18 protein-coding genes are annotated in these 18,548 nt (G+C 55.3%); 6 read left to right on the plus strand and 12 right to left on the minus strand.

Annotated features, from left to right (window positions below; genetic code table 11):
- Positions 1 to 6: 6 nt before the first annotated feature.
- The 4 genes from garL to ACSZO1_RS11145 are packed head-to-tail and all read right to left on the minus strand — an operon-like array spanning position 7 to position 4,895.
- Positions 7 to 777 carry a 2-dehydro-3-deoxyglucarate aldolase gene (gene garL, locus ACSZO1_RS11130; protein WP_437612485.1) on the minus strand — a complete coding sequence of 257 codons (771 nt, stop codon included), beginning with the start codon at positions 775 to 777 and terminating at the stop codon, positions 7 to 9.
- 54 nt (positions 778 to 831) lie between these two features.
- Positions 832 to 2,172 carry a glucarate dehydratase gene (gudD, locus tag ACSZO1_RS11135; protein WP_437612487.1) on the minus strand — a complete coding sequence of 447 codons (1,341 nt, stop codon included), beginning with the start codon at positions 2,170 to 2,172 and terminating at the stop codon, positions 832 to 834.
- 19 nt (positions 2,173 to 2,191) lie between these two features.
- Entirely contained in the window at positions 2,192 to 3,538 is a 1,347-nt protein-coding gene (locus tag ACSZO1_RS11140) for an enolase C-terminal domain-like protein (protein ID WP_437612489.1), read from the minus strand.
- Positions 3,539 to 3,548: 10 nt separating this feature from the next.
- Positions 3,549 to 4,895, minus strand: a complete 1,347-nt coding sequence (locus tag ACSZO1_RS11145) for an MFS transporter (protein ID WP_437612491.1) — start codon at positions 4,893 to 4,895, stop codon at positions 3,549 to 3,551.
- 520 nt (positions 4,896 to 5,415) lie between these two features.
- Between ACSZO1_RS11145 and garD the strand changes: the two genes are divergently transcribed.
- On the plus strand, positions 5,416 to 6,972 hold the full coding sequence (garD, locus tag ACSZO1_RS11150) for a galactarate dehydratase (protein ID WP_437612492.1): 1,557 nt from the start codon (positions 5,416 to 5,418) through the stop codon (positions 6,970 to 6,972).
- 213 nt (positions 6,973 to 7,185) lie between these two features.
- On the opposite strand, the gene ACSZO1_RS11155 is transcribed toward garD, so the two are convergent.
- The 4 genes from ACSZO1_RS11155 to syd form a co-directional block, all read right to left on the minus strand.
- Positions 7,186 to 7,632, minus strand: coding sequence for a flavodoxin (locus ACSZO1_RS11155; RefSeq protein WP_437612494.1), 447 nt, complete (start codon positions 7,630 to 7,632; stop codon positions 7,186 to 7,188).
- Between the two features lie 11 nt (positions 7,633 to 7,643).
- On the minus strand, positions 7,644 to 8,423 hold the full coding sequence (gene truC, locus ACSZO1_RS11160; protein WP_437612496.1) for a tRNA pseudouridine(65) synthase TruC: 780 nt from the start codon (positions 8,421 to 8,423) through the stop codon (positions 7,644 to 7,646).
- Positions 8,423 to 8,752, minus strand: a complete 330-nt coding sequence (locus tag ACSZO1_RS11165) for a YqcC family protein (protein WP_437612498.1) — start codon at positions 8,750 to 8,752, stop codon at positions 8,423 to 8,425. The genes truC and ACSZO1_RS11165 overlap by 1 nt, the downstream gene beginning before the upstream one ends.
- Before the next feature lie 567 nt (positions 8,753 to 9,319).
- Positions 9,320 to 9,868 carry a SecY-interacting protein gene (gene syd / locus ACSZO1_RS11170; protein WP_437612500.1) on the minus strand — a complete coding sequence of 183 codons (549 nt, stop codon included), beginning with the start codon at positions 9,866 to 9,868 and terminating at the stop codon, positions 9,320 to 9,322.
- 99 nt (positions 9,869 to 9,967) lie between these two features.
- On the opposite strand from syd, the gene queF reads away from it, so the two are divergent.
- From queF to xni, 3 genes are all read left to right on the plus strand, one after another.
- A complete protein-coding gene (gene queF, locus ACSZO1_RS11175) occupies positions 9,968 to 10,813 on the plus strand; it encodes an NADPH-dependent 7-cyano-7-deazaguanine reductase QueF (protein WP_437612502.1) in 846 nt (281 codons plus the stop codon).
- A gap of 127 nt (positions 10,814 to 10,940) precedes the next feature.
- A complete protein-coding gene (ppnN, locus tag ACSZO1_RS11180; RefSeq protein WP_437612504.1) occupies positions 10,941 to 12,305 on the plus strand; it encodes a nucleotide 5'-monophosphate nucleosidase PpnN in 1,365 nt (454 codons plus the stop codon).
- A 175-nt stretch (positions 12,306 to 12,480) separates the two neighbouring features.
- Positions 12,481 to 13,242 (plus strand): flap endonuclease Xni, encoded by a 762-nt coding sequence (gene xni / locus ACSZO1_RS11185; protein WP_437612517.1) that lies wholly within the window; start codon positions 12,481 to 12,483, stop codon positions 13,240 to 13,242.
- Positions 13,243 to 13,468: 226 nt separating this feature from the next.
- Here xni and rlmM read toward each other — a convergent pair whose 3' ends face one another.
- The 4 genes from rlmM to ACSZO1_RS11205 all read right to left on the minus strand — a co-directional run bounded on the left by rlmM (position 13,469) and on the right by ACSZO1_RS11205 (position 16,569).
- A complete protein-coding gene (gene rlmM, locus ACSZO1_RS11190; protein WP_437612506.1) occupies positions 13,469 to 14,569 on the minus strand; it encodes a 23S rRNA (cytidine(2498)-2'-O)-methyltransferase RlmM in 1,101 nt (366 codons plus the stop codon).
- The gene (locus ACSZO1_RS11195; protein ID WP_437612508.1) at positions 14,562 to 14,957 is read right to left on the minus strand and encodes a DUF423 domain-containing protein; all 396 of its coding nucleotides are present in this window, start codon (positions 14,955 to 14,957) and stop codon (positions 14,562 to 14,564) included. The genes rlmM and ACSZO1_RS11195 overlap by 8 nt, the downstream gene beginning before the upstream one ends.
- A gap of 106 nt (positions 14,958 to 15,063) precedes the next feature.
- Positions 15,064 to 15,981, minus strand: a complete 918-nt coding sequence (locus ACSZO1_RS11200; protein ID WP_437612510.1) for a transcriptional regulator GcvA — start codon at positions 15,979 to 15,981, stop codon at positions 15,064 to 15,066.
- 363 nt (positions 15,982 to 16,344) lie between these two features.
- The gene (locus ACSZO1_RS11205) at positions 16,345 to 16,569 is read right to left on the minus strand and encodes a YgdI/YgdR family lipoprotein (protein WP_437612512.1); all 225 of its coding nucleotides are present in this window, start codon (positions 16,567 to 16,569) and stop codon (positions 16,345 to 16,347) included.
- 224 nt (positions 16,570 to 16,793) lie between these two features.
- On the opposite strand from ACSZO1_RS11205, the gene csdA reads away from it, so the two are divergent.
- Together csdA and csdE are read left to right on the plus strand one after the other, a co-directional pair.
- The gene (gene csdA / locus ACSZO1_RS11210; RefSeq protein WP_437612514.1) at positions 16,794 to 17,999 is read left to right on the plus strand and encodes a cysteine desulfurase CsdA; all 1,206 of its coding nucleotides are present in this window, start codon (positions 16,794 to 16,796) and stop codon (positions 17,997 to 17,999) included.
- A gap of 2 nt (positions 18,000 to 18,001) precedes the next feature.
- The gene (gene csdE / locus ACSZO1_RS11215) at positions 18,002 to 18,445 is read left to right on the plus strand and encodes a cysteine desulfurase sulfur acceptor subunit CsdE (protein WP_437612515.1); all 444 of its coding nucleotides are present in this window, start codon (positions 18,002 to 18,004) and stop codon (positions 18,443 to 18,445) included.
- The last annotated feature ends 103 nt before the right edge of the window (positions 18,446 to 18,548 follow it).

An 18,548-nucleotide genomic window follows, 5' to 3' on the forward strand; every position in this document is an offset into this window, starting at 1 on the left:
CTCAGGTTATTTTTTGAAGCGGTCACACAGCGCCTGGGTCGCGCCACGGAACACACCTAAATCACTGCCTACTGCCACGAAGCTTGCGCCCCACTCCATGTAACGACGCGCATCGGCTTCGACCGGTGCCAGGATACCGCTCGGTTTGCCCGCAGCTTTCGCGCGTTCAAACACATGTTTAATCACTTTTTGTACTTCCGGGTGACCTGGCTGCCCCAGGTAGCCCAGCGCCGCGGACAGATCGCCTGGGCCGACAAACACGCCGTCCACACCGTCTACGGCCGCGATCTCGTCAATATTGTCGACACTCAGCTGCGTTTCGATCTGCACCAGCACGCCGATATTGTCATTGATGGTCTGGTTGTAACCCGCCAGCGTGCCGTACTGGTTGCTGCGGTGTGAGACAGAGACACCACGGATACCGTGCGGCGGATAACGGGTGGAAGCCACCGCCTGACGCGCTTCATCCGCAGTTTCCACAAACGGGATCAACAGGTTATAGAAACCGATATCCAGCAGGCGCTTGATAATGATCGGCTCGTTGCACGGCGGACGCACAATCGGTGCGCTGGCACTGCCCTTCAGCGCCATCAGCTGAGGAATGAAGGTGGAGATATCATTCGGTGCGTGCTCGCCATCCAGTAACAGCCAGTCAAATCCTGCCAGTCCCAACACTTCAGTGGAGAGAGGATTAGCCAGCCCGCACCAGCAGCCAATCAGGGTTTCACCGTCCAGCAGACGCTGACGAAAACGGTTGGGATAATGTGTATCGCTCATAAGGACTCCTGTGAATGCGGCTTCAGGCACAGCAATTGCCTGAAGCCTGCTTAATTAGCGCACCAGGCACGGACGTTTATTGTCGAAATGCCAGTTGGGCACCAGGAACTGCATTGCCTGAGCGTCGTCGCGGGCGCCAAGACCATGTTTTTGGTACAACTCGTTGGCCTTCATCACCTGGTCCATATCCAGTTCGACACCGAGACCCGGCACCTGCGGCACCTGCACCATACCGCCCTTGATTTGCAGCGGTTGTTTGGTCAGGCGCTGGTTGCCTTCCTGCCAGATCCAGTGGGTATCAATCGCGGTGATTTTGCCCGGTGCAGCAGCCGCCACATGGGTAAACATTGCCAGCGAAATATCGAAGTGGTTATTGGAGTGTGAACCCCAGGTGAGACCGAACTCATGACACATCTGGGCAACACGCACAGAACCCTGCATGGTCCAGAAGTGCGGGTCAGCCAGCGGGATATCGACGGACTGCAGCGACAGGGTGTGGCCCATCTGACGCCAGTCGGTGGCGATCATATTGGTGGCGGTCGGCAGACCGGTGGCGCGGCGGAATTCCGCCATCACTTCACGACCGGAATAGCCCTGTTCCGCACCGCATGGGTCTTCCGCATACGCCAGCACGTTTTTCAGCTGTTTGCCCAGCTGAATCGCCTCATTCAGCGACCATGCACCGTTCGGGTCGAGGGTAATACGCGCTTCAGGGAAGCGTTTATGCAGCGCGGTCACCGCTTCAGCTTCTTCGCTGCCCGCCAGCACACCGCCTTTCAGTTTGAAATCGTTAAAGCCATATTTCTCGTAAGCCGCTTCTGCCAGACGCACCACGGTTTCCGGCGTCAGCGCTTCTTCATGGCGCAGGCGATACCAGTCGCACTTCTCATCGGTCTGGCTCTGGTACGGCAGCGTGGTTTTCGTGCGGTCGCCGACGTAGAACAGGTAACCCAGCATTTCAACGCGGTCACGCTGCTGACCATCGCCCAGCAGAGAAGCCACGTTAACACCGAGGTGTTTACCCAGCAGATCCAGCAGCGCCGCTTCAATACTGGTCACCACATGAATGGTGGTACGCAGGTCGAATGTCTGGTTACCGCGGCCACCAGCATCGCGGTCAGCAAAGGTCTGGCGCACCAGGCTCAGCAGGTTTTTATATTCACCAATGCTTTTGCCAGTCAGTAACGCGCCGGACTCTTCCAGCGTCTGGCGAATCTTCTCGCCACCAGGGATTTCACCGACCCCGGTATTTCCCGCGTTATCCTTAATAATCACAATATTGCGGGTAAAGAATGGCGCGTGAGCACCACTCAGGTTCAGCAGCATACTGTCGTAGCCCGCCACCGGAATGACCTGTAATGATTTAATAATTGGCGTAGAACTTTGTTGAGTCATCATCATTATCCTTGTTGAGTCAGCCGGGTAAGCGTCCAAAAACCGGGCGCTTACGATCAAATTTCCAGCCTGGAATCAGGTATTGCATGGCGGTGGCGTCGTTACGTGCGCCGCCTGGCAGGGTTTTATACAGCGCGTGTGCCTGCTCGAGTCGCTGCCAGTCCAGCTCAATGCCTAATCCAGGTTTGTCAGGAACGGCAATCTTGCCGTTGCGGATCTGCAGGGGTTCTTTGGTCAGGCGCTGATCGCCCTCCTGCCAGATCCAGTGGGTATCAATGGCGGTCGGTTTGCCCGGCGCGGCGGCACCAACATGGGTAAACATCGCCAGCGAAATATCGAAGTGGTTATTGGAGTGGCAACCCCAGGTCAGCCCCCAGTCATTGCACAGCTGGGCGACGCGCACCGCGCCGCTCAGTGTCCAGAAGTGTGGGTCGGCCAGCGGGATATCCACGGCATTGACCATCACCGCATGATTCATCTCGCGCCAGTTGGTGGCGATCATATTGGTCGCTACCGGTAAGCCCGTCGCGCGACGGAACTCCGCCATCACTTCGCGTCCGGAGTAACCCTGCTCTGCGCCGCAGGGGTCTTCTGCGTAAGTCAGAATGCCCTGCATGTCTTTGCACAGACGGATCGCTTCATCCAGCAGCCAGGCGCCGTTCGGGTCGACAGTGATACGGGCGTCAGGGAAACGTTTTTTCAGCGCTTTAACCGCCTCAATTTCCTGCTCACCCGGCAGCACGCCGCCTTTCAGTTTGAAATCCTTAAAGCCGTATTTGTCCTGTGACGCTTCTGCCAGCCGTACCACCGCCGCACTGTCCATCGCTTTCTGATGGCGCAGGTGATACCAGTCGTGAGAGGCGTTCTCGCCTTTCAGGTACGGCAGGTCAGTTTTCTCGCGGTCGCCGATATAGAACAGGTAGCCCAGCACCGTCACTTCATCGCGCTGCTTGCCCGGGCCGAGCAACTCCGCCACCGGCACATTCAGGCACTGGCCCAGCAGGTCCAGCAGTGCGGCTTCCAGCGCCGCGACGGCATTGACGCGCAGTTCAAAGGTCCATGCGCCATTACCGAAGGTATCAAAATCCGCCGACTGGTTGCCGACATGCACCTGCTGCACCAGCCGGTTCATGCGCGCCACTTCGTGACCTTTCACCTGGTCGATAGCATCGACCAGCGTCTGATAAATCACTTCGCCACCCGGTGCTTCACCGACACCGGTATGGCCTGCGCTGTCGGTCAGCACCACGATATTACGGGTGAAGTAAGCGCCGTGCGCACCACCGATATTCATCAGCATGCTGTCATAGCCAGCGACCGGAATAACCTTCATATCGGTGATGACTGGCGTACTCTGCGTATTCATGGCGATATCCTTAAGCTTTCACTTTCAGTTCGATACGTTTGATATCCTGCACCAGCACCAGGTAGCTGAGTACCGCCACAAAGGCATGGATACCGACGTAAATCAGCGCACCGTTATAGGAGCCGGTTGCCGCAATGATGTAACCAATCGCGATAGGTGTGACGATACCGGAGATGTTGCCGAACATATTGAACAGACCACCGCTCAGGCCGCTAATTTCTTTCGGCGCGGTATCCGCCATCACCGCCCAGCCCAGCGCGCCGATGCCTTTACCGAAGAACGCCAGTGCCATAAAGAACACCACCACAGCTTCAGAATCGACGTAGTTACAGGTCACCATGGAGATGGATAACAGCATGCCGAGTACAATCGGTGTTTTACGTGCAATATTCAGTGAACCGGTTTTACGCATCAGCCAGTCAGAAATCACCCCGCCGAGCACGCCGCCGAGGAAGCCACATATCGCCGGAATGGAGGCGATAAAGCCCGCTTTCAGAATCGACATACCACGCGCCTGCACCAGATACACCGGGAACCAGGTAATAAAGAAGTAAGTTAAGGCGTTGATACAGTACTGACCGAGATAGACACCGATCATCATGCGGGAAGTGACCAGCTGTTTAATCTGGTACATTTTTTCGCCCCAGCTGACTTTCTTCTCATCTTTTTTCTGGTCCATATTGATCAGCGCACCACCCTGAGCCATATATTCCAGCTCGGCTTTATTCACGCTTGGGTGATCAGAAGGATCATGAATCACTTTCAGCCAGATAAAACTGATGATGATGCCGAGACCACCCATAAACCAGAACACATGCGCCCAGCCGATTTCGGAAGTCAGCCAGCCCATAATCGGTGCGAAGATGACGGTAGCGAAGTATTGTGCCGAGTTAAAAATCGCCACTGCGGTGCCGCGTTCCTGCGCCGGGAACCAGGCCGCGACAATACGGCTGTTACCCGGGAAGGAAGGCGCTTCACACAAGCCGACCATAAAGCGTAATAAGAACAGTGCCGCGACGATGCCGAAACCACTGAACATATCGACAAAGCCCTGTAACAGCGTGAACAGCGACCAGGTAAAGATGCTCCAGAAGTAGACGCGTTTTGAGCCGAAGCGGTCCAGTAACCAGCCGCCTGGTATCTGACCAATCACATAGGCCCAGGAAAACGCGGAGAAGATGTACCCCATGCCGACTGCATCCAGACCGATATCTTTCGACATCGCGGAACCGGCGATAGAAATAGTGGCGCGGTCGCCATAGTTAAATGAGGTGACGATAAATAACATCACCACGATCCAATAGCGCGAGTTTGTTCGCTTTTGTACGGCGCTTGCGGCCTGGCTGAGAGAATTCATTATGTGCTCCTGAAATATAGCAGTTAGCTACTTTTCACTCTGAACGACAGACACCAGACTTGGGTATCAGAATGATGTTGATTTAGACACAGCGATTTTTTAATTAGCAAATAACCTCATTACGCAGCGTGGAAATAACCTGACGTTCAACACTGGATGAAGTATATGAATACGCCGCCAGTGACGCACCGGAAAATTGCACGATATTTGATATGCTTTTCGTCATTTTTTGTGGCATCTGCACATAACACTGCGCAGCGGCTCACGGAATTGGCTTTTTCCGGACAAAGCGTGATAAAGGCCGAATTCACGGCATTTTGTTTGTGAGCCGCCTCTCTTGCCTTTGGCGCTTTGCACGAAATGATGCCTGTATAGATGTTAAAACCGCGGCATTTGCATAGTGTGCCCGACGATTGGGCAACATATACTCCTAATCAGCAAATAACCTTTTATGTCGTAGTGTTAATAACCCGTTTACGGGAAGCTTGTCCGTGTTAATTCTTTTCAGGACATTTGAGCAATGAATAAAATAACAGAAGTGCCACTTTATATTAAAGTTCATGAAACAGATAATGTTGCCATTGTGGTAAATAATAACGGCCTTCCGGCTGGCACCACATTTAGCGACGGTCTGCAATTAATCGAGCATGTCCCGCAGGGGCATAAAGTCGCGTTAAATAATATCGCCCGCGGCGGCGATATTATTCGTTACGGCGAAGTGATTGGCTATGCCCAGCGTGATATTGCGCGCGGCAGCTGGATCGAAGAATCGCTGGTGGCGCTACCCGAAGCACCACCGCTGGCCAGCCTGCCACTGGCTAATCGCGTGCCCGATCCATTACCGCCACTGGAAGGCCATACCTTCCTTGGCTACCGCAATGCCGACGGCAGCGTCGGTACACGTAATCTGCTGGGCATTACCACCAGCGTGCATTGCGTGGCAGGGGTGGTCGATTACGTGGTGAAAATCATTGAACGCGACTTACTGCCACGTTATCCGAATGTGGATGGCGTGGTGGCGCTTAACCACCTCTACGGCTGCGGCGTGGCGATCAATGCGCCTGCGGCGGTAGTGCCGATCCGCACTATCCATAACCTCGCACTGAACGCCAATTTCGGCGGCGAAGTGATGGTGGTCAGCCTTGGCTGCGAAAAACTGCAGCCTGAGCGCCTGCTGACCGGTACTGACGATGTGCAGGTGATCTCCCTCGACGAACAGGACATTGTGCGTCTGCAGGATGAGAAACATATTGGTTTTGAGGCGATGGTGCAGGAGATCCTGCTGGTCGCTGACCGTCATCTGCAGCGACTGAACCAGCGTCAGCGCGAAGAATGTCCGGCATCCGAACTGGTTGTCGGCATGCAGTGTGGCGGCAGCGATGCGTTCTCCGGCGTGACCGCTAATCCGGCGGTCGGCTTTGCCTCGGACCTGCTGGTGCGCTGCGGTGCGACGGTAATGTTCTCTGAAGTGACAGAAGTACGTGACGCCATTCATCTGCTGACGCCACGCGTGGTCAATGAAGAGGTCGGCAAACGTCTGCTGGAAGAGATGGCGTGGTATGACGACTATCTTGATCAGGGCAAAACCGACCGCAGCGCGAACCCTTCCCCGGGCAATAAAAAGGGCGGGCTGGCGAATGTGGTGGAAAAAGCACTGGGATCGATTGCCAAATCCGGTCGCAGCCCGATTGTCGAAGTGTTGTCACCTGGTCAGCGTCCAACCAAACGTGGTCTGATTTACGCTGCCACACCGGCCAGTGATTTTGTCTGCGGAACTCAGCAGATGGCATCCGGTATTACCCTGCAGGTGTTTACCACCGGGCGCGGTACGCCGTATGGCCTGGCAGTGATCCCGGTGATTAAAATGGCGACACGTACGGCACTGGCCGAACGCTGGCATGATTTGATGGATATTAACGCCGGTACGATTGCCACCGGGGAAGAGACCATTGAACAGGTCGGCTGGCGGTTGTTTGAAATGATTATGGATATTGCCAGCGGCAGAAAACAGACATGGTCTGATCGCTGGGGTCTGCGTAATCAGCTGGCGGTGTTTAACCCGGCGCCAGTGACCTGATGCTCCCGATGCCACAATCAGGCAGCAACGTGTAACCTCCAGGCGCAGGGAGCACGGTCAGCGGAGGAAAGCGGCCCGCGCCATGGACGGCGCGGGCCGAGCCGTCATGGATGACGCGTTTTGCGTCTTTCCGCAGCCGACCGTGCTCCCTGCGCTGGCTCAGTGTCACAGCAACGCTCCCCGATGGGAGCGAAAGCTCACCAGCAAACAGTATTAAATCTGCTTCGCCCAGGCTTCCACCCATGGCGACGTGATCGCTTCCGGCTCCGGATATTCCCCGGCATCCACCGTCAACACCTCACCCACACGCTGCGCCGAATGCTCCTGCAACAAGGCATCAAACTGTTTACCGGCATTGCAGAAATGCTCGTAGCTGCTGTCACCCAGTGCAATCACGCCATAACGCAACTGCGGCTGGTAGCCCAGCTGATCTTTGATGGCATGAAACAGCGCGGCGATGCTGTCAGGAAAATCGCCCTGACCCGTGGTAGAGGTGATCACCAGCGCTACTTTATCACTGTAGTGTTGCCAGTCCGCCAGCGTAGCGTCTTCAAAAATTTTGACTTCATGTCCGGCCTGTTGCAGAACCGGCTCCGCCTCTTCCGCCACCAGCAACGCGTTACCGTAAACCGTGCCGACAAAAATACCCACCTGCGCCATAACCACTCTCCTTAAATTGATGCACTATCCTGACTTGCTGCCGCGATAAACTCAACCCTGGGAACATCAGGGAGACAGTGCTGCCAGCCAAACTGCTGCATCATCTGCTGCCAGCAGGCATCCAGCCCGGCGCGGATCACCAGTGGCTCGCCGGTAACCGGATGAGTCAGCGCCAGCGAACTGGCATGCAACATCAGGCGATCACAGCCAGCAAACTGCGCCGCGCCGCGATTCTGGCGCAAATCGCCATGCTTAGTGTCGCCAATAATCGGATGACGCAGGTGCGCCAGATGACGACGCAGCTGATGCTTGCGTCCGGTATGGGGCTGCAGTTCCACCAGCGTGTAATGCGCACAGTCATAGCGGCCAATGGCAAACGGCATCTCGGCCTGCGCCAGTGAGCGGTAATCGGTGACTGCGGGTTTTGGCACATTCTCGCCAGTGGCAAATTTATCGGCGATTTTATCCCGCTCTTCCGCCAGCGGATAATCAATCCGATCCGCGCCATCCAGCCAGCCACGCACCAGTGCATGATAGGTTTTCTGCATCTGATGCTGCTCAAACTGCTGCGCCAGCAAATGCCCCACTTCGCTGGACAATCCCATCAGCAGCACACCCGATGTCGGGCGATCGAGGCGATGAACGGTAAACACATGCTGACCAATCTGGTCGCGTACCGTCTGCATCACCACCACTTTCTCATGGCGATCCAGCCAGCTGCGATGTACCAGCCAGCCGGAGGGCTTATTCACCGCCACCAGATACTCGTCCTGATAAATGATCTCCAGCATCAGGCAGAATGATCCGTAAACAGGGCGTCCAGCGCCTGCAGCTCGCACAGCAACAGCAGACGCCCCGGCGTCTCGCTATCCAGCGCTTCTTCGTAATAGGGGGTAATGGAAAAGTTTTGCGGCAGCGGCGCCTGACTGTCGAGCAGCGCCTGCATACGTGGCAGCAGCACCCATTGCAGCCACTCCAGCGGCAGCATCGTGTCGACACAGAACGGTTCGTTACTGTTAAACGCCTGGGTATCCGGCGCATGGCTCTGCCACAGTCCGCTGTCCTGCAGCACTTGTGCCACCGCCAGCAAACGCTGGCGTACCTGTTGTTCACGGCTCATCGGCGACCTCGGGAAAAGGGTTAACTAAAGGGCGGCAAGCATAGCATTAGCCGGGCGTCCGGTAAAAAGTATGGACGAAAAAAAGGGAGCACTGTATACACAGTGCTCCCCGTTCGTTTGCAGCGTTCCTGCTACTTTTGTGCTCCCTGCTCATCCTTGAAAACTTGTCCTGTGTGTCATCCTGACACCTTAAGTCTTCCTGACTCTACTCCTTCGGCATCCTCGCCCACCACAGTATCCCAATGTGGCTCTCATTCTCCTTCCTGGAGGTGTCCATATCCCGTCCTGAGATATCCTTGCTTCATCCTGAAGTGACATCGTCCTGACGTCTCCCCTTTCCACAGATTCCGTTCTGTTGCAAAACATTCTGACAGAACATGATAAGCAAACAAGTATAGTAACGACGTTTATGGATTCATCTTACGTCAGATGCCCCTTAGCGATGTGCTAAGAGCATGATTTACAATATTTTCACATTTGACTTGTCAGAAAATGACAGGGATTTTTTGGCGATATCCTACAGGTCATGTAAGAGATATCTCACAACACACCCGGTTGATATCGCAATTATTCCCCGATAACAGCCTGTATTGACTTAAGAAACTCCGCCAGTGACGGTGCCAGCGTTTCACGTTTCTGCGTACCCAGCTGCTCCAGTATCACTTCACCTGACAGATTACAGACTGAAATCACGTCCAGTTCTGATTCCGTGGTAGCAATAAACAGCGTCGGGGAGTGCTTCAGGCGACGCTTCATCACCAGATGACCAATAAGATTTTCTTGTATACGCACAAAATCCTCTTCGCTCCACACCTGAACCAGCGACAGCCTGCACCCGCCAATCTGCGCTGCCATATCACCGGCGAACTGCGTGGTGTAGAACGCGGTTACCGCTGGCTGAATACGCAGATCAAGCGCACGTTCGACCGCGTCCAGATTCTTCGCCAGGCTAAACGGTTGCGGCTGCCAGTAGACCACGCTCTCTTCGCTGCTGACCACGCAGGGAGAAGCAATGCCATGCAACTGCTCACTGACAGGCCAGCTGCCGCGCACCTGTTGCCAGTTATCACAGTAACTGGCGGTAAAATCTTGTAAAGCCTGCGAGGTCTCTTCCATCTTTCCTTTTCTCACTGTTGTCTGGCTACGTTACACTTAGGTTCCATTGTATCGGCAAACGCCTCTCCGCACAGCGGAACAGGCCATTAAGGTAACAGTATGTCTGCACATCATCCGCATCAGGCACTTGAGAGCCTGACATTAGGCAAAGCCACAGAATATCACGACCGCTATGACGCCAGCCTGCTGCAGGCAGTACCGCGCAGCATGAACCGTGAACCGCTGGGTCTTTATCCTGATTCGCTGCCTTTTCATGGCGCGGATATCTGGACGCTGTACGAACTGTCATGGCTGAACAGCAAAGGCGTACCGCAGGTTGCCTTCGGTGAAGTGGTGCTGAACGCCAGCAGCATCAACCTGATCGAATCAAAAAGTTTTAAGCTTTACCTCAACAGCTTTAACCAGACCGCATTTGCCGACTGGAGCGAGGTGCGCCAGACGCTGGAACGCGATCTTAGCGCCTGTGCACAGGGTGAGGTTAGCGTGGCGCTGTTCCGCCTGCAGGAGATTGAAGGCCAGCCGATTGGTCATTTCAGCGGCGCCTGCATCGACGAACAGAATATCGTGATCGATAACTACCAGTTCAACGCTGATTACCTGGCGAATGCCACCGGCAGCGAAGTGGTGGAAGAGACGCTGGTGAGCCATCTGCTGAAATCCAACTGTCTGATCACCAATCAGCCGGACTGGGGTTCTGTACAGATTCGCTATCGCGGCCCGCGCATCAACCGTGAAGCGCTGTTGCGCTATCTGGTCTCCTTCCGTCACCACAATGAATTCCACGAGCAGTGCGTGGAACGTATCTTCAATGACATCAATCGTTTCTGCCAGCCGGAAGCGCTGTCAGTGTATGCGCGTTACACCCGTCGCGGCGGGCTGGATATCAATCCATGGCGCAGCAATAGCGAATTTACGCCCACCCATTCGCGGCTGGTGCGCCAGTAATTGCGAGACAGCTCGCAAGCCTGACGCTGAATGCAGGAAGCGGTTGTGAAACCGGGGTTTCCAGGGTTACGCTGAGGTTCGGTGGTCGCAGCGAAGCGGCCACCAACAAAGGATTTAAGGAGTTCTCTTGATTACACATATTAGCCCTCTTGGCGCGATGGATTTGCTCTCGCAGCTGGAAGTCGACATGCTGAAGCAAACCGCCAGCAGCGATCTCTACCAGCTGTTTCGTAACTGTTCCCTCGCCGTGCTTAACTCGGGCAGCCAGATTGACAACAGCCAGGAACTGCTTTCCCGCTTTGAAAGCTTCGATATCAACGTGCTGCGCCGTGAGCGCGGCGTAAAGCTGGAGCTGATTAATCCGCCTGAAGACGCCTTTGTCGACGGCCGCATTATTCGTGCCCTGCAGGCCAATCTGTTCGCCGTCCTGCGCGATATCCTGTTTGTGAACGGCCAGCTCTCTTCGGCCGAACGCTTCCAGCATCTGGATCTGGACGACTCGATTCATATCACCAACCTGGTGTTCTCGATCCTGCGTAATGCACGCGCCCTGCATATTGGCGAAGATCCCAATATGGTGGTGTGCTGGGGTGGCCACTCGATCAACGCGATCGAATACCAGTATTGCCGCAGCGTCGGCGCGCAGCTCGGTCTGCGTGAACTGAATATCTGCACCGGCTGCGGGCCGGGGGTGATGGAAGCGCCGATGAAAGGCGCAGCAGTAGGACATGCCCAGCAGCGCTACAAAGAAGGACGTTTTATCGGCCTGACCGAACCGTCCATTATCGCCGCTGAACCACCGAATCCGCTGGTCAATGAGCTGATCATCATGCCGGATATCGAAAAACGGCTCGAAGCCTTCGTGCGTATCGCTCACGGCATTATTATTTTCCCGGGCGGCGTCGGCACCGCAGAGGAACTGCTGTACCTGCTGGGGATTTTGATGAACCCGGAGAACAGTGACCAGGTACTGCCGCTGATCCTGACCGGCCCGAAAGAAAGTGCGGACTACTTCCGCGTGCTGGATCAGTTTATCGTCAATACCGTGGGTGAAGAGGCGCGTCGCCACTACACCATTATTATTGATGATGCGGCGGAAGTGGCGCGCCAGATGAAAAAAGCGATGCCGCAGGTAAAAGAAAACCGCCGGGAATCGGGTGATGCCTACAGCTTTAACTGGTCGCTGCGTATTGCACCGGAACTGCAGGTGCCATTTATGCCCACGCATGAAAATATGGCGAGCCTCAATCTCTACCCGAACCAGCCGCCAGAGCAACTCGCTGCCGCCCTGCGCCGGGCTTTCTCCGGTATTGTCGCTGGTAACGTGAAGGAGATCGGCATCAGCCAGATCCGCGAAAAAGGGCCGTATAAACTGCACGGCGATGCCAGAATGATGCATCACATGGATGATTTACTGCAGGGATTTGTCGCCCAGCATCGTATGAAGCTGCCGGGCACCGCCTATATCCCGTGCTACGAAATCATTAAGTAACGGCGATACCCGCCATACCCGTCATACTTCAGGCTGCAGGTGCGTTGACCGCGTCTTCCTGCAGCACAAATTATTGAGGGTATATACCCCGGTTGCAGGCGCGCCGCGTGCCGCCTTGCAACCCGGCTGATTTCGGGTATAACGTGCGGCAAGATGCCGCTGCATGCAGGATATTATGACTTACCATCTGTTAATCGTTGATGCGCTCAACCTGATTCGCCGCATTCATGCCGTGCAGGGCTCCCCCTGCCAGCAGACCTGTGTCCAGGCACTGCAACAGTTACTGCTGCACACCCGCCCGACACACGCGGTGGCGGTATTTGACGATGACGAACGCCGGGATAGCTGGCGTCATCAGTTGCTGCCGGATTACAAAGCCGGACGCGCGCCCATGCCGGATGATCTGCAGGCGGAAATGCCGCTGCTGCGTAATGCATTCCGCGCCGCAGGGGTTCCCTGCTGGACTTCGCCCGGCAATGAAGCCGATGACCTGGCGGCAACGCTGGCGATTAAAGTCGCGTCCGGCGGGCATCAGGCCACGATTGTCTCGACTGACAAAGGTTACTGCCAGCTGCTGGCACCGACCATTTTCATCCGTGACTACTTCCAGAAACGCTGGCTGGACATGCCGTTTATCGCCCAGGAATTTGGCGTGACGCCGCAGCAGTTAACCGATTACTGGGGACTGGCGGGCATCAGCAGCAGCAAGATCCCGGGAGTGGCAGGCATCGGGCCGAAAAGCGCCAGTCAGCTACTTGCGGAATTTGGCTCGCTGGCTGCGCTTTACCAGCAACTGGATACCGTACCGGAAAAGTGGCGCAAAAAGCTGGAACAGCATCAGCAGATGGCGTTGGTCAGCCAGCAGGTGGCAACGCTGAAAACCGATCTGGTATTGGATGGGAATTTAAAGGATCTGCGTTACCAGGCTGTTGAGTAGTGGCATGCTGTTACTCAAAGCAAATCCGGGTGTGCAGCGAAAATGATTTTCCTGACAGACGACATCCCTGTTCAAAGCACGGGGAACACGGACAGAAGAGGAAAGCGTCCCGCGCCAGGGATGGCGCGGGACGAGCGGTCAGGGATGACGAACAGCGGCTTTCCGATCTGTCCGTGTTTCCCGTGCAGGTACAGCGCTAACAGCAATCCCTGTTCCCGGGCAAAATTTAGCGCTCGTCACGCCGTCCAGGCGTCGCACTCCAGATACGACGAATATGTACCGTCACCTCTTCACGATCGTGATACAGCTGACGCGCATTAATCTGGGCGTTAATCCCTGCCGCTTTCAGCTTCTCATTAATCAGCGCCAGATTTTGCGACACTTCTTCATAACGCTTTTTCATCGGCAGTTTCAGGTTAAAAATCGCTTCACGACACCAGCCATTGACCAGCCACTCCGCCATCAGACTGGCGACGCGTACCGGCTTCTCCACCATATCGCACACGACCCAGGAAATATTATTGCGTGTCGGACGGTATTTAAAACCGTCTTCACGGTGGTGGGTCACCTGGCCGGTTTCCATCAGACTCGGCGCCATCGGGCCGTTATCGATAGCATCCACCATCATGCTGCGTTTGACCAGCTGATAGGTCCAGCCCCCCGGGCAGGCACCGAGATCGACCGCATACATACCACTCGCCAGACGCTCATCCCACTCATCGGCAGGAATAAACACGTGAAATGCCTCTTCCAGCTTCAGCGTCGAGCGGCTTGGCGCATCTGCCGGGAATTTCAGGCGCGGAATGCCCATAAAGAACGGTGAGTTGTTATGTGAATACGAGTAACCCACATAGCTGCAACCCGACGCGATAAAGAACACATGCACCACCGGACGCTTCGCTGATTCATAGCTGAGCAGAATGTTATTGCTGCGCAGGCTGGCGCGCAGCGGCACGGTAAATTTGCGGCAGAATTTCAGCAACTCTTTGCTTTCATTGGTGTCCGGCACCTCAACGCGCAGATCGCCGCCCTTCTCCACCGCGCCACTCAGCATACCGACAATCGGCGTAATGCGGTCTTCCGGCGGCAAATCACGCAGCAGTTCACCCACCACAATCATCTGACGGGCAAAAATCAGCTCGCTGAATGGCAACTCGCGGATCAGTTTATCGGCGTCCTCACGCTGGTAGCATTCAAACAGCACATAACCGCTGTCCTCTTTCACGCGTGCAAAGCCAAACACTTCACGCTGTGCAGCTTTATCCGTTATCTCTGCCGCACACTCTTTTTCAAATCCCTGACGGCAATACAACAACACTTTATTCATGGCGATCGGCCTTTTTCTTCAGACGCAGTGCGCCAGTTAACATCAATGCCCAGCCGATAAGGAAACAGACGCCGCCAACCGGGGTGACAAAGACCCACATTTTCAGATGCGACAGCGCCAGACAATAGAGGCTACCGCTAAACAACACTGTACCCAGCGCCAGAAACGCGCTGCTCCAGTAGAACCAGATATTAGCGCGACGCAGCATCGCCGCCGCCAGCCCCAGCACCGCCAGCGTATGGTACGCCTGGTAATCAAGACCGGTATGAATCCACGCCATCTCCTGCGGCCCCAGTGACTGGCTCAGAACATGGGCACCAAATGCGCCAAACATCACAAAAACAAAACCGCTGATGGCGGCGAAAATCAACATTGCACGACTGGACATACACTATCCTCGATAGCACCGGCACGCCGTTTACCCCTGCGTCATCGGCCCTGCAGCGTCGTGAGCTGCAACCGGAAGCACATCGGGAAACCACGCCCTTTCATTATTAGTGTTCGTAGCGAAAGCGAAACTTCTCCTGTTCGCTCGCGGCTTTTGCCAGTATCCACTGGCGAAAGGCGGCTATTTTACCCAGTTCTGCCTGACTGTCATGACAAACCAGATAAAAAGCATTTTTACTGACTAATACATCATTAAACGGACATACCAGACGACCGGCTTCCAGTTCCGTTTGCGCCATCACATTGTTGGCCAGCGCCACCCCCTGACCATGGATCGCCGCCTGCAGCACCATCGCACTGTGGCTGAAGATCGGCCCCTGCTGCACATTAATATGTTGCAGCCCCAGCTGGCGAGTATAGGATTGCCAGTCACGGCGTGACGCATCATGCAACAGAGTGACTTTCTCCAGATCAGCAGGCGCTTTCAGCGGATGATCGCCAGTCAGCAGCAGCGGCGAACAGACCGGCAGCAGATACTCCGCATACAGTTTTTCCACCCGCAGCCCCGGCCAGTTACCGCGGCCATAGAAAATCGCCACATCAACATCGTCCGCCAGCTTCTCCTCATCACGGTCGACGGCCTGAATACGCACATCAATCCCCGGATAATCTGAATTAAAGCTGGAGAGGCGCGGAACCAGCCACTGAATGGCAAAGCTGGGCAGCAGACTCACCGTCAGCGCGCCCTTCGCGCTGCGCGCCTGCAGTTTACGTGTCGCTTCATTCAGCGCAGAAAAAATTTCCTTGATATCCAGATAGTAACTCTGACCTTCTTCGGTCAGCAGCAACGAACGGTTACGACGGCGAAACAGCTTCAGGCCAAGAAAATCCTCCAAAGATTTAATCTGATGGCTGACTGCCGCCTGAGTCACAAACAGCTCTTCAGCGGCTTTGGTAAAGCTAAGGTGGCGTGCCGCCGCGTCAAAAACACGCAGTGCATTAAGGGGGGGAAGGCGTTTTGACATGGTTTCCGTCGCGTTTTCTGTAACAACCTGACGCAACGCGGCAACACCGCGTTACGTATTAGATTTTTTCATCCGAGCCATTATAAATTGTCCGTTGAGGAAGCTCCAGCAAATACCTATAGTTGCCGCACTTCCAGAGCCGGAACGAAAAGTTGTTCAGAATGCCGTCGGGAAACCGCGCAGTGATGGAGAGCTTTTGGCTTTTGGCTTTTGGCTTGTGGTCGTGATGTTGTGTTTGCAATTGATCTGACGATTTTCAGATCCGGTAGCCTGGCTACCTTTTAATTCCTGTAGATTTATCCTGTCTGTCCATAGTGATATTACATAGCACCGCAAATTGCGGTGCTTTTTTTTAGCTGAAATTTATTGTCCCAGCTCTGCCATCTCTTTTACATCCGTCCGATTGATCTGCTGCTGGTTGCCATTTGCATCTTTGTAGCTGATCATACCGGTTTCATCGTCTACCTTAGGTTTGCCTTCCGCCACAATGGTGCGACCATCATTGGTATGCATCACGTAATTGTTGGAACAGGCAGCCAGAGTAAAAGTCATGGCACAGACGGCCAGTACTGCGGTAAGTTTTTTCATTTTCTATCTCCTTGCAGATATAGTGCGATAAACCACCCGCGGAATGCCTTTGGTAACCTGACGGCAAAGCAGTATCTGCGGCAAATCGCAGCATCTGATACGGGTAATAGTCTAAACCTTGCAATAATTAGCATAACTCGCTTTCTAAGCTTTGCCAGTTTCAGGAGAAGGAATTCAGCCCATTCCGAATCGGGGGTAAAGCAGTGAGACACCACGAGAGTCCAATGAACACGTTTGAACCGGCGCTATTTCGCCAGCAATTTCCGGCACTTGCCGATGCCGGTGTCTATCTCGACAGCGCAGCCACGGCCCTGAAACCGCAGACGGTAATCGACGCCACGCAGCAGTTCTACAGCCTGAGTGCCGGCACCGTGCATCGCAGCCAGTTTGCCGCCGCACGCCAGCTGACAGAACGCTATGAGCAGGCGCGCAGCCTGGTGGCGCAATTCCTGAATGCCGCGACGCCGGACAGCATTGTCTGGACGCGTGGCGCAACCGACGCCATCAATCTGGCCGCACAGAGTTATCTCCGCCCACGCCTGCAACCCGGCGATGAAATCATTGTCAGCGTGGCAGAGCACCATGCCAACCTGGTGCCATGGCTGATGCTGGCGCAGCAAACCGGCGCACGGCTGGTGAAGTGGGAACTTGACGAACAGCGCCTGCCGGATATCGAGGCGCTGCCTGACCTGCTGAGTCCGCGCACACGCCTGCTGGCCGTCAGCCAGATGTCGAATGTCACTGGCGGCTGCCCGGATCTGGCACACATCATTACGCTGGCGCATGAGGCTGGTGTAGTGGTAATGGTGGATGGCGCGCAGGGTGTGGTGCACCAGCCTGCGGATGTGCAGGCGCTGGATATCGATTTCTACGCCTTTTCGGCGCATAAACTCTATGGCCCGATGGGTATCGGTGTGCTGTATGGCAAGCCGGAGCTGCTGGCGCAGATGCAGCCGCTGCAGGGCGGCGGCAAAATGCTGACCGAGGTGTCGTTCGACGGTTTTACCCCGCAGCCGGTTCCCCACTGTTTTGAAGCCGGCACGCCCAATGTCGCCGGCGTGATCGGCCTCAGCGCAGCACTGAAATGGCTGGAGACGATTGATATTGCCGCCGCTGAAGAGTGGAGCTGCGGCCTTGCCAGTTACGCGGAAGAGAGGCTGGCAGCGTTACCGGGATTTCGCAGCTACCGCAGCAGCCGTTCCAGTCTGCTGTCATTTGATATCGCGGGCATCCATCACAGCGATCTGGTCACCTTGCTGTCAGAGAGCGGAATTGCACTGCGCGCCGGACAACATTGTGCGCAACCCCTGATGGCGGCGCTGGGCGTGAGCGGAACACTGCGCGCCTCATTTGCCCCCTATAATACGCTGCTGGAAGTCGACATGCTGTTCGATGCGATGCAGAAAGCAATTGAAATACTGGCGGATTAATCATGACGTTAGCTGTTCTGGCGCCACACCCGTTTGGCGTAACCCTTACCGAGGCCAGCCTGCTGGCGACCTTTTCTGCCTTTCAGCAGTGGGAAGATCGTTACCGGCAGCTGATTCTGCTCGGTAAACAACTGCCTGCTCTGCCGCTGGAGCTGAAAACCAGCGCGATTGAACTGAGCGGCTGTGAAAACCGCGTCTGGCTGGGACATCAGCAGCTGGCGGACGGTACGCTGCATTTTTATGGCGACAGTGAAGGACGGATTGTGCGTGGTCTGCTGGCGGTGTTATTAACTGCAGCAGAAGGCAAAACGGCGCAGCAGTTGCGCGACGCAGATCCGCTGGCATTGTTCGATAAGCTGGGACTGCGTCAGCAGTTAAGCAGTTCGCGCAGCAGTGGGTTACAGGCGCTGGCGGATGCCGTGGTGCGGGCGGCGGGTGAGAAGTAAGTCAGCGTGCTAATCCCCTCCCCCATTTGTACGGTCCGGGGACATTGCAGACAGGTGTTCGGGGACATGGTGAACACTTTTTAACATCCTTTACCCATGGTGA

This window comes from Erwinia sp. V71 (assembly GCF_965644245.1).
Lineage (GTDB): Bacteria > Pseudomonadota > Gammaproteobacteria > Enterobacterales > Enterobacteriaceae > Erwinia.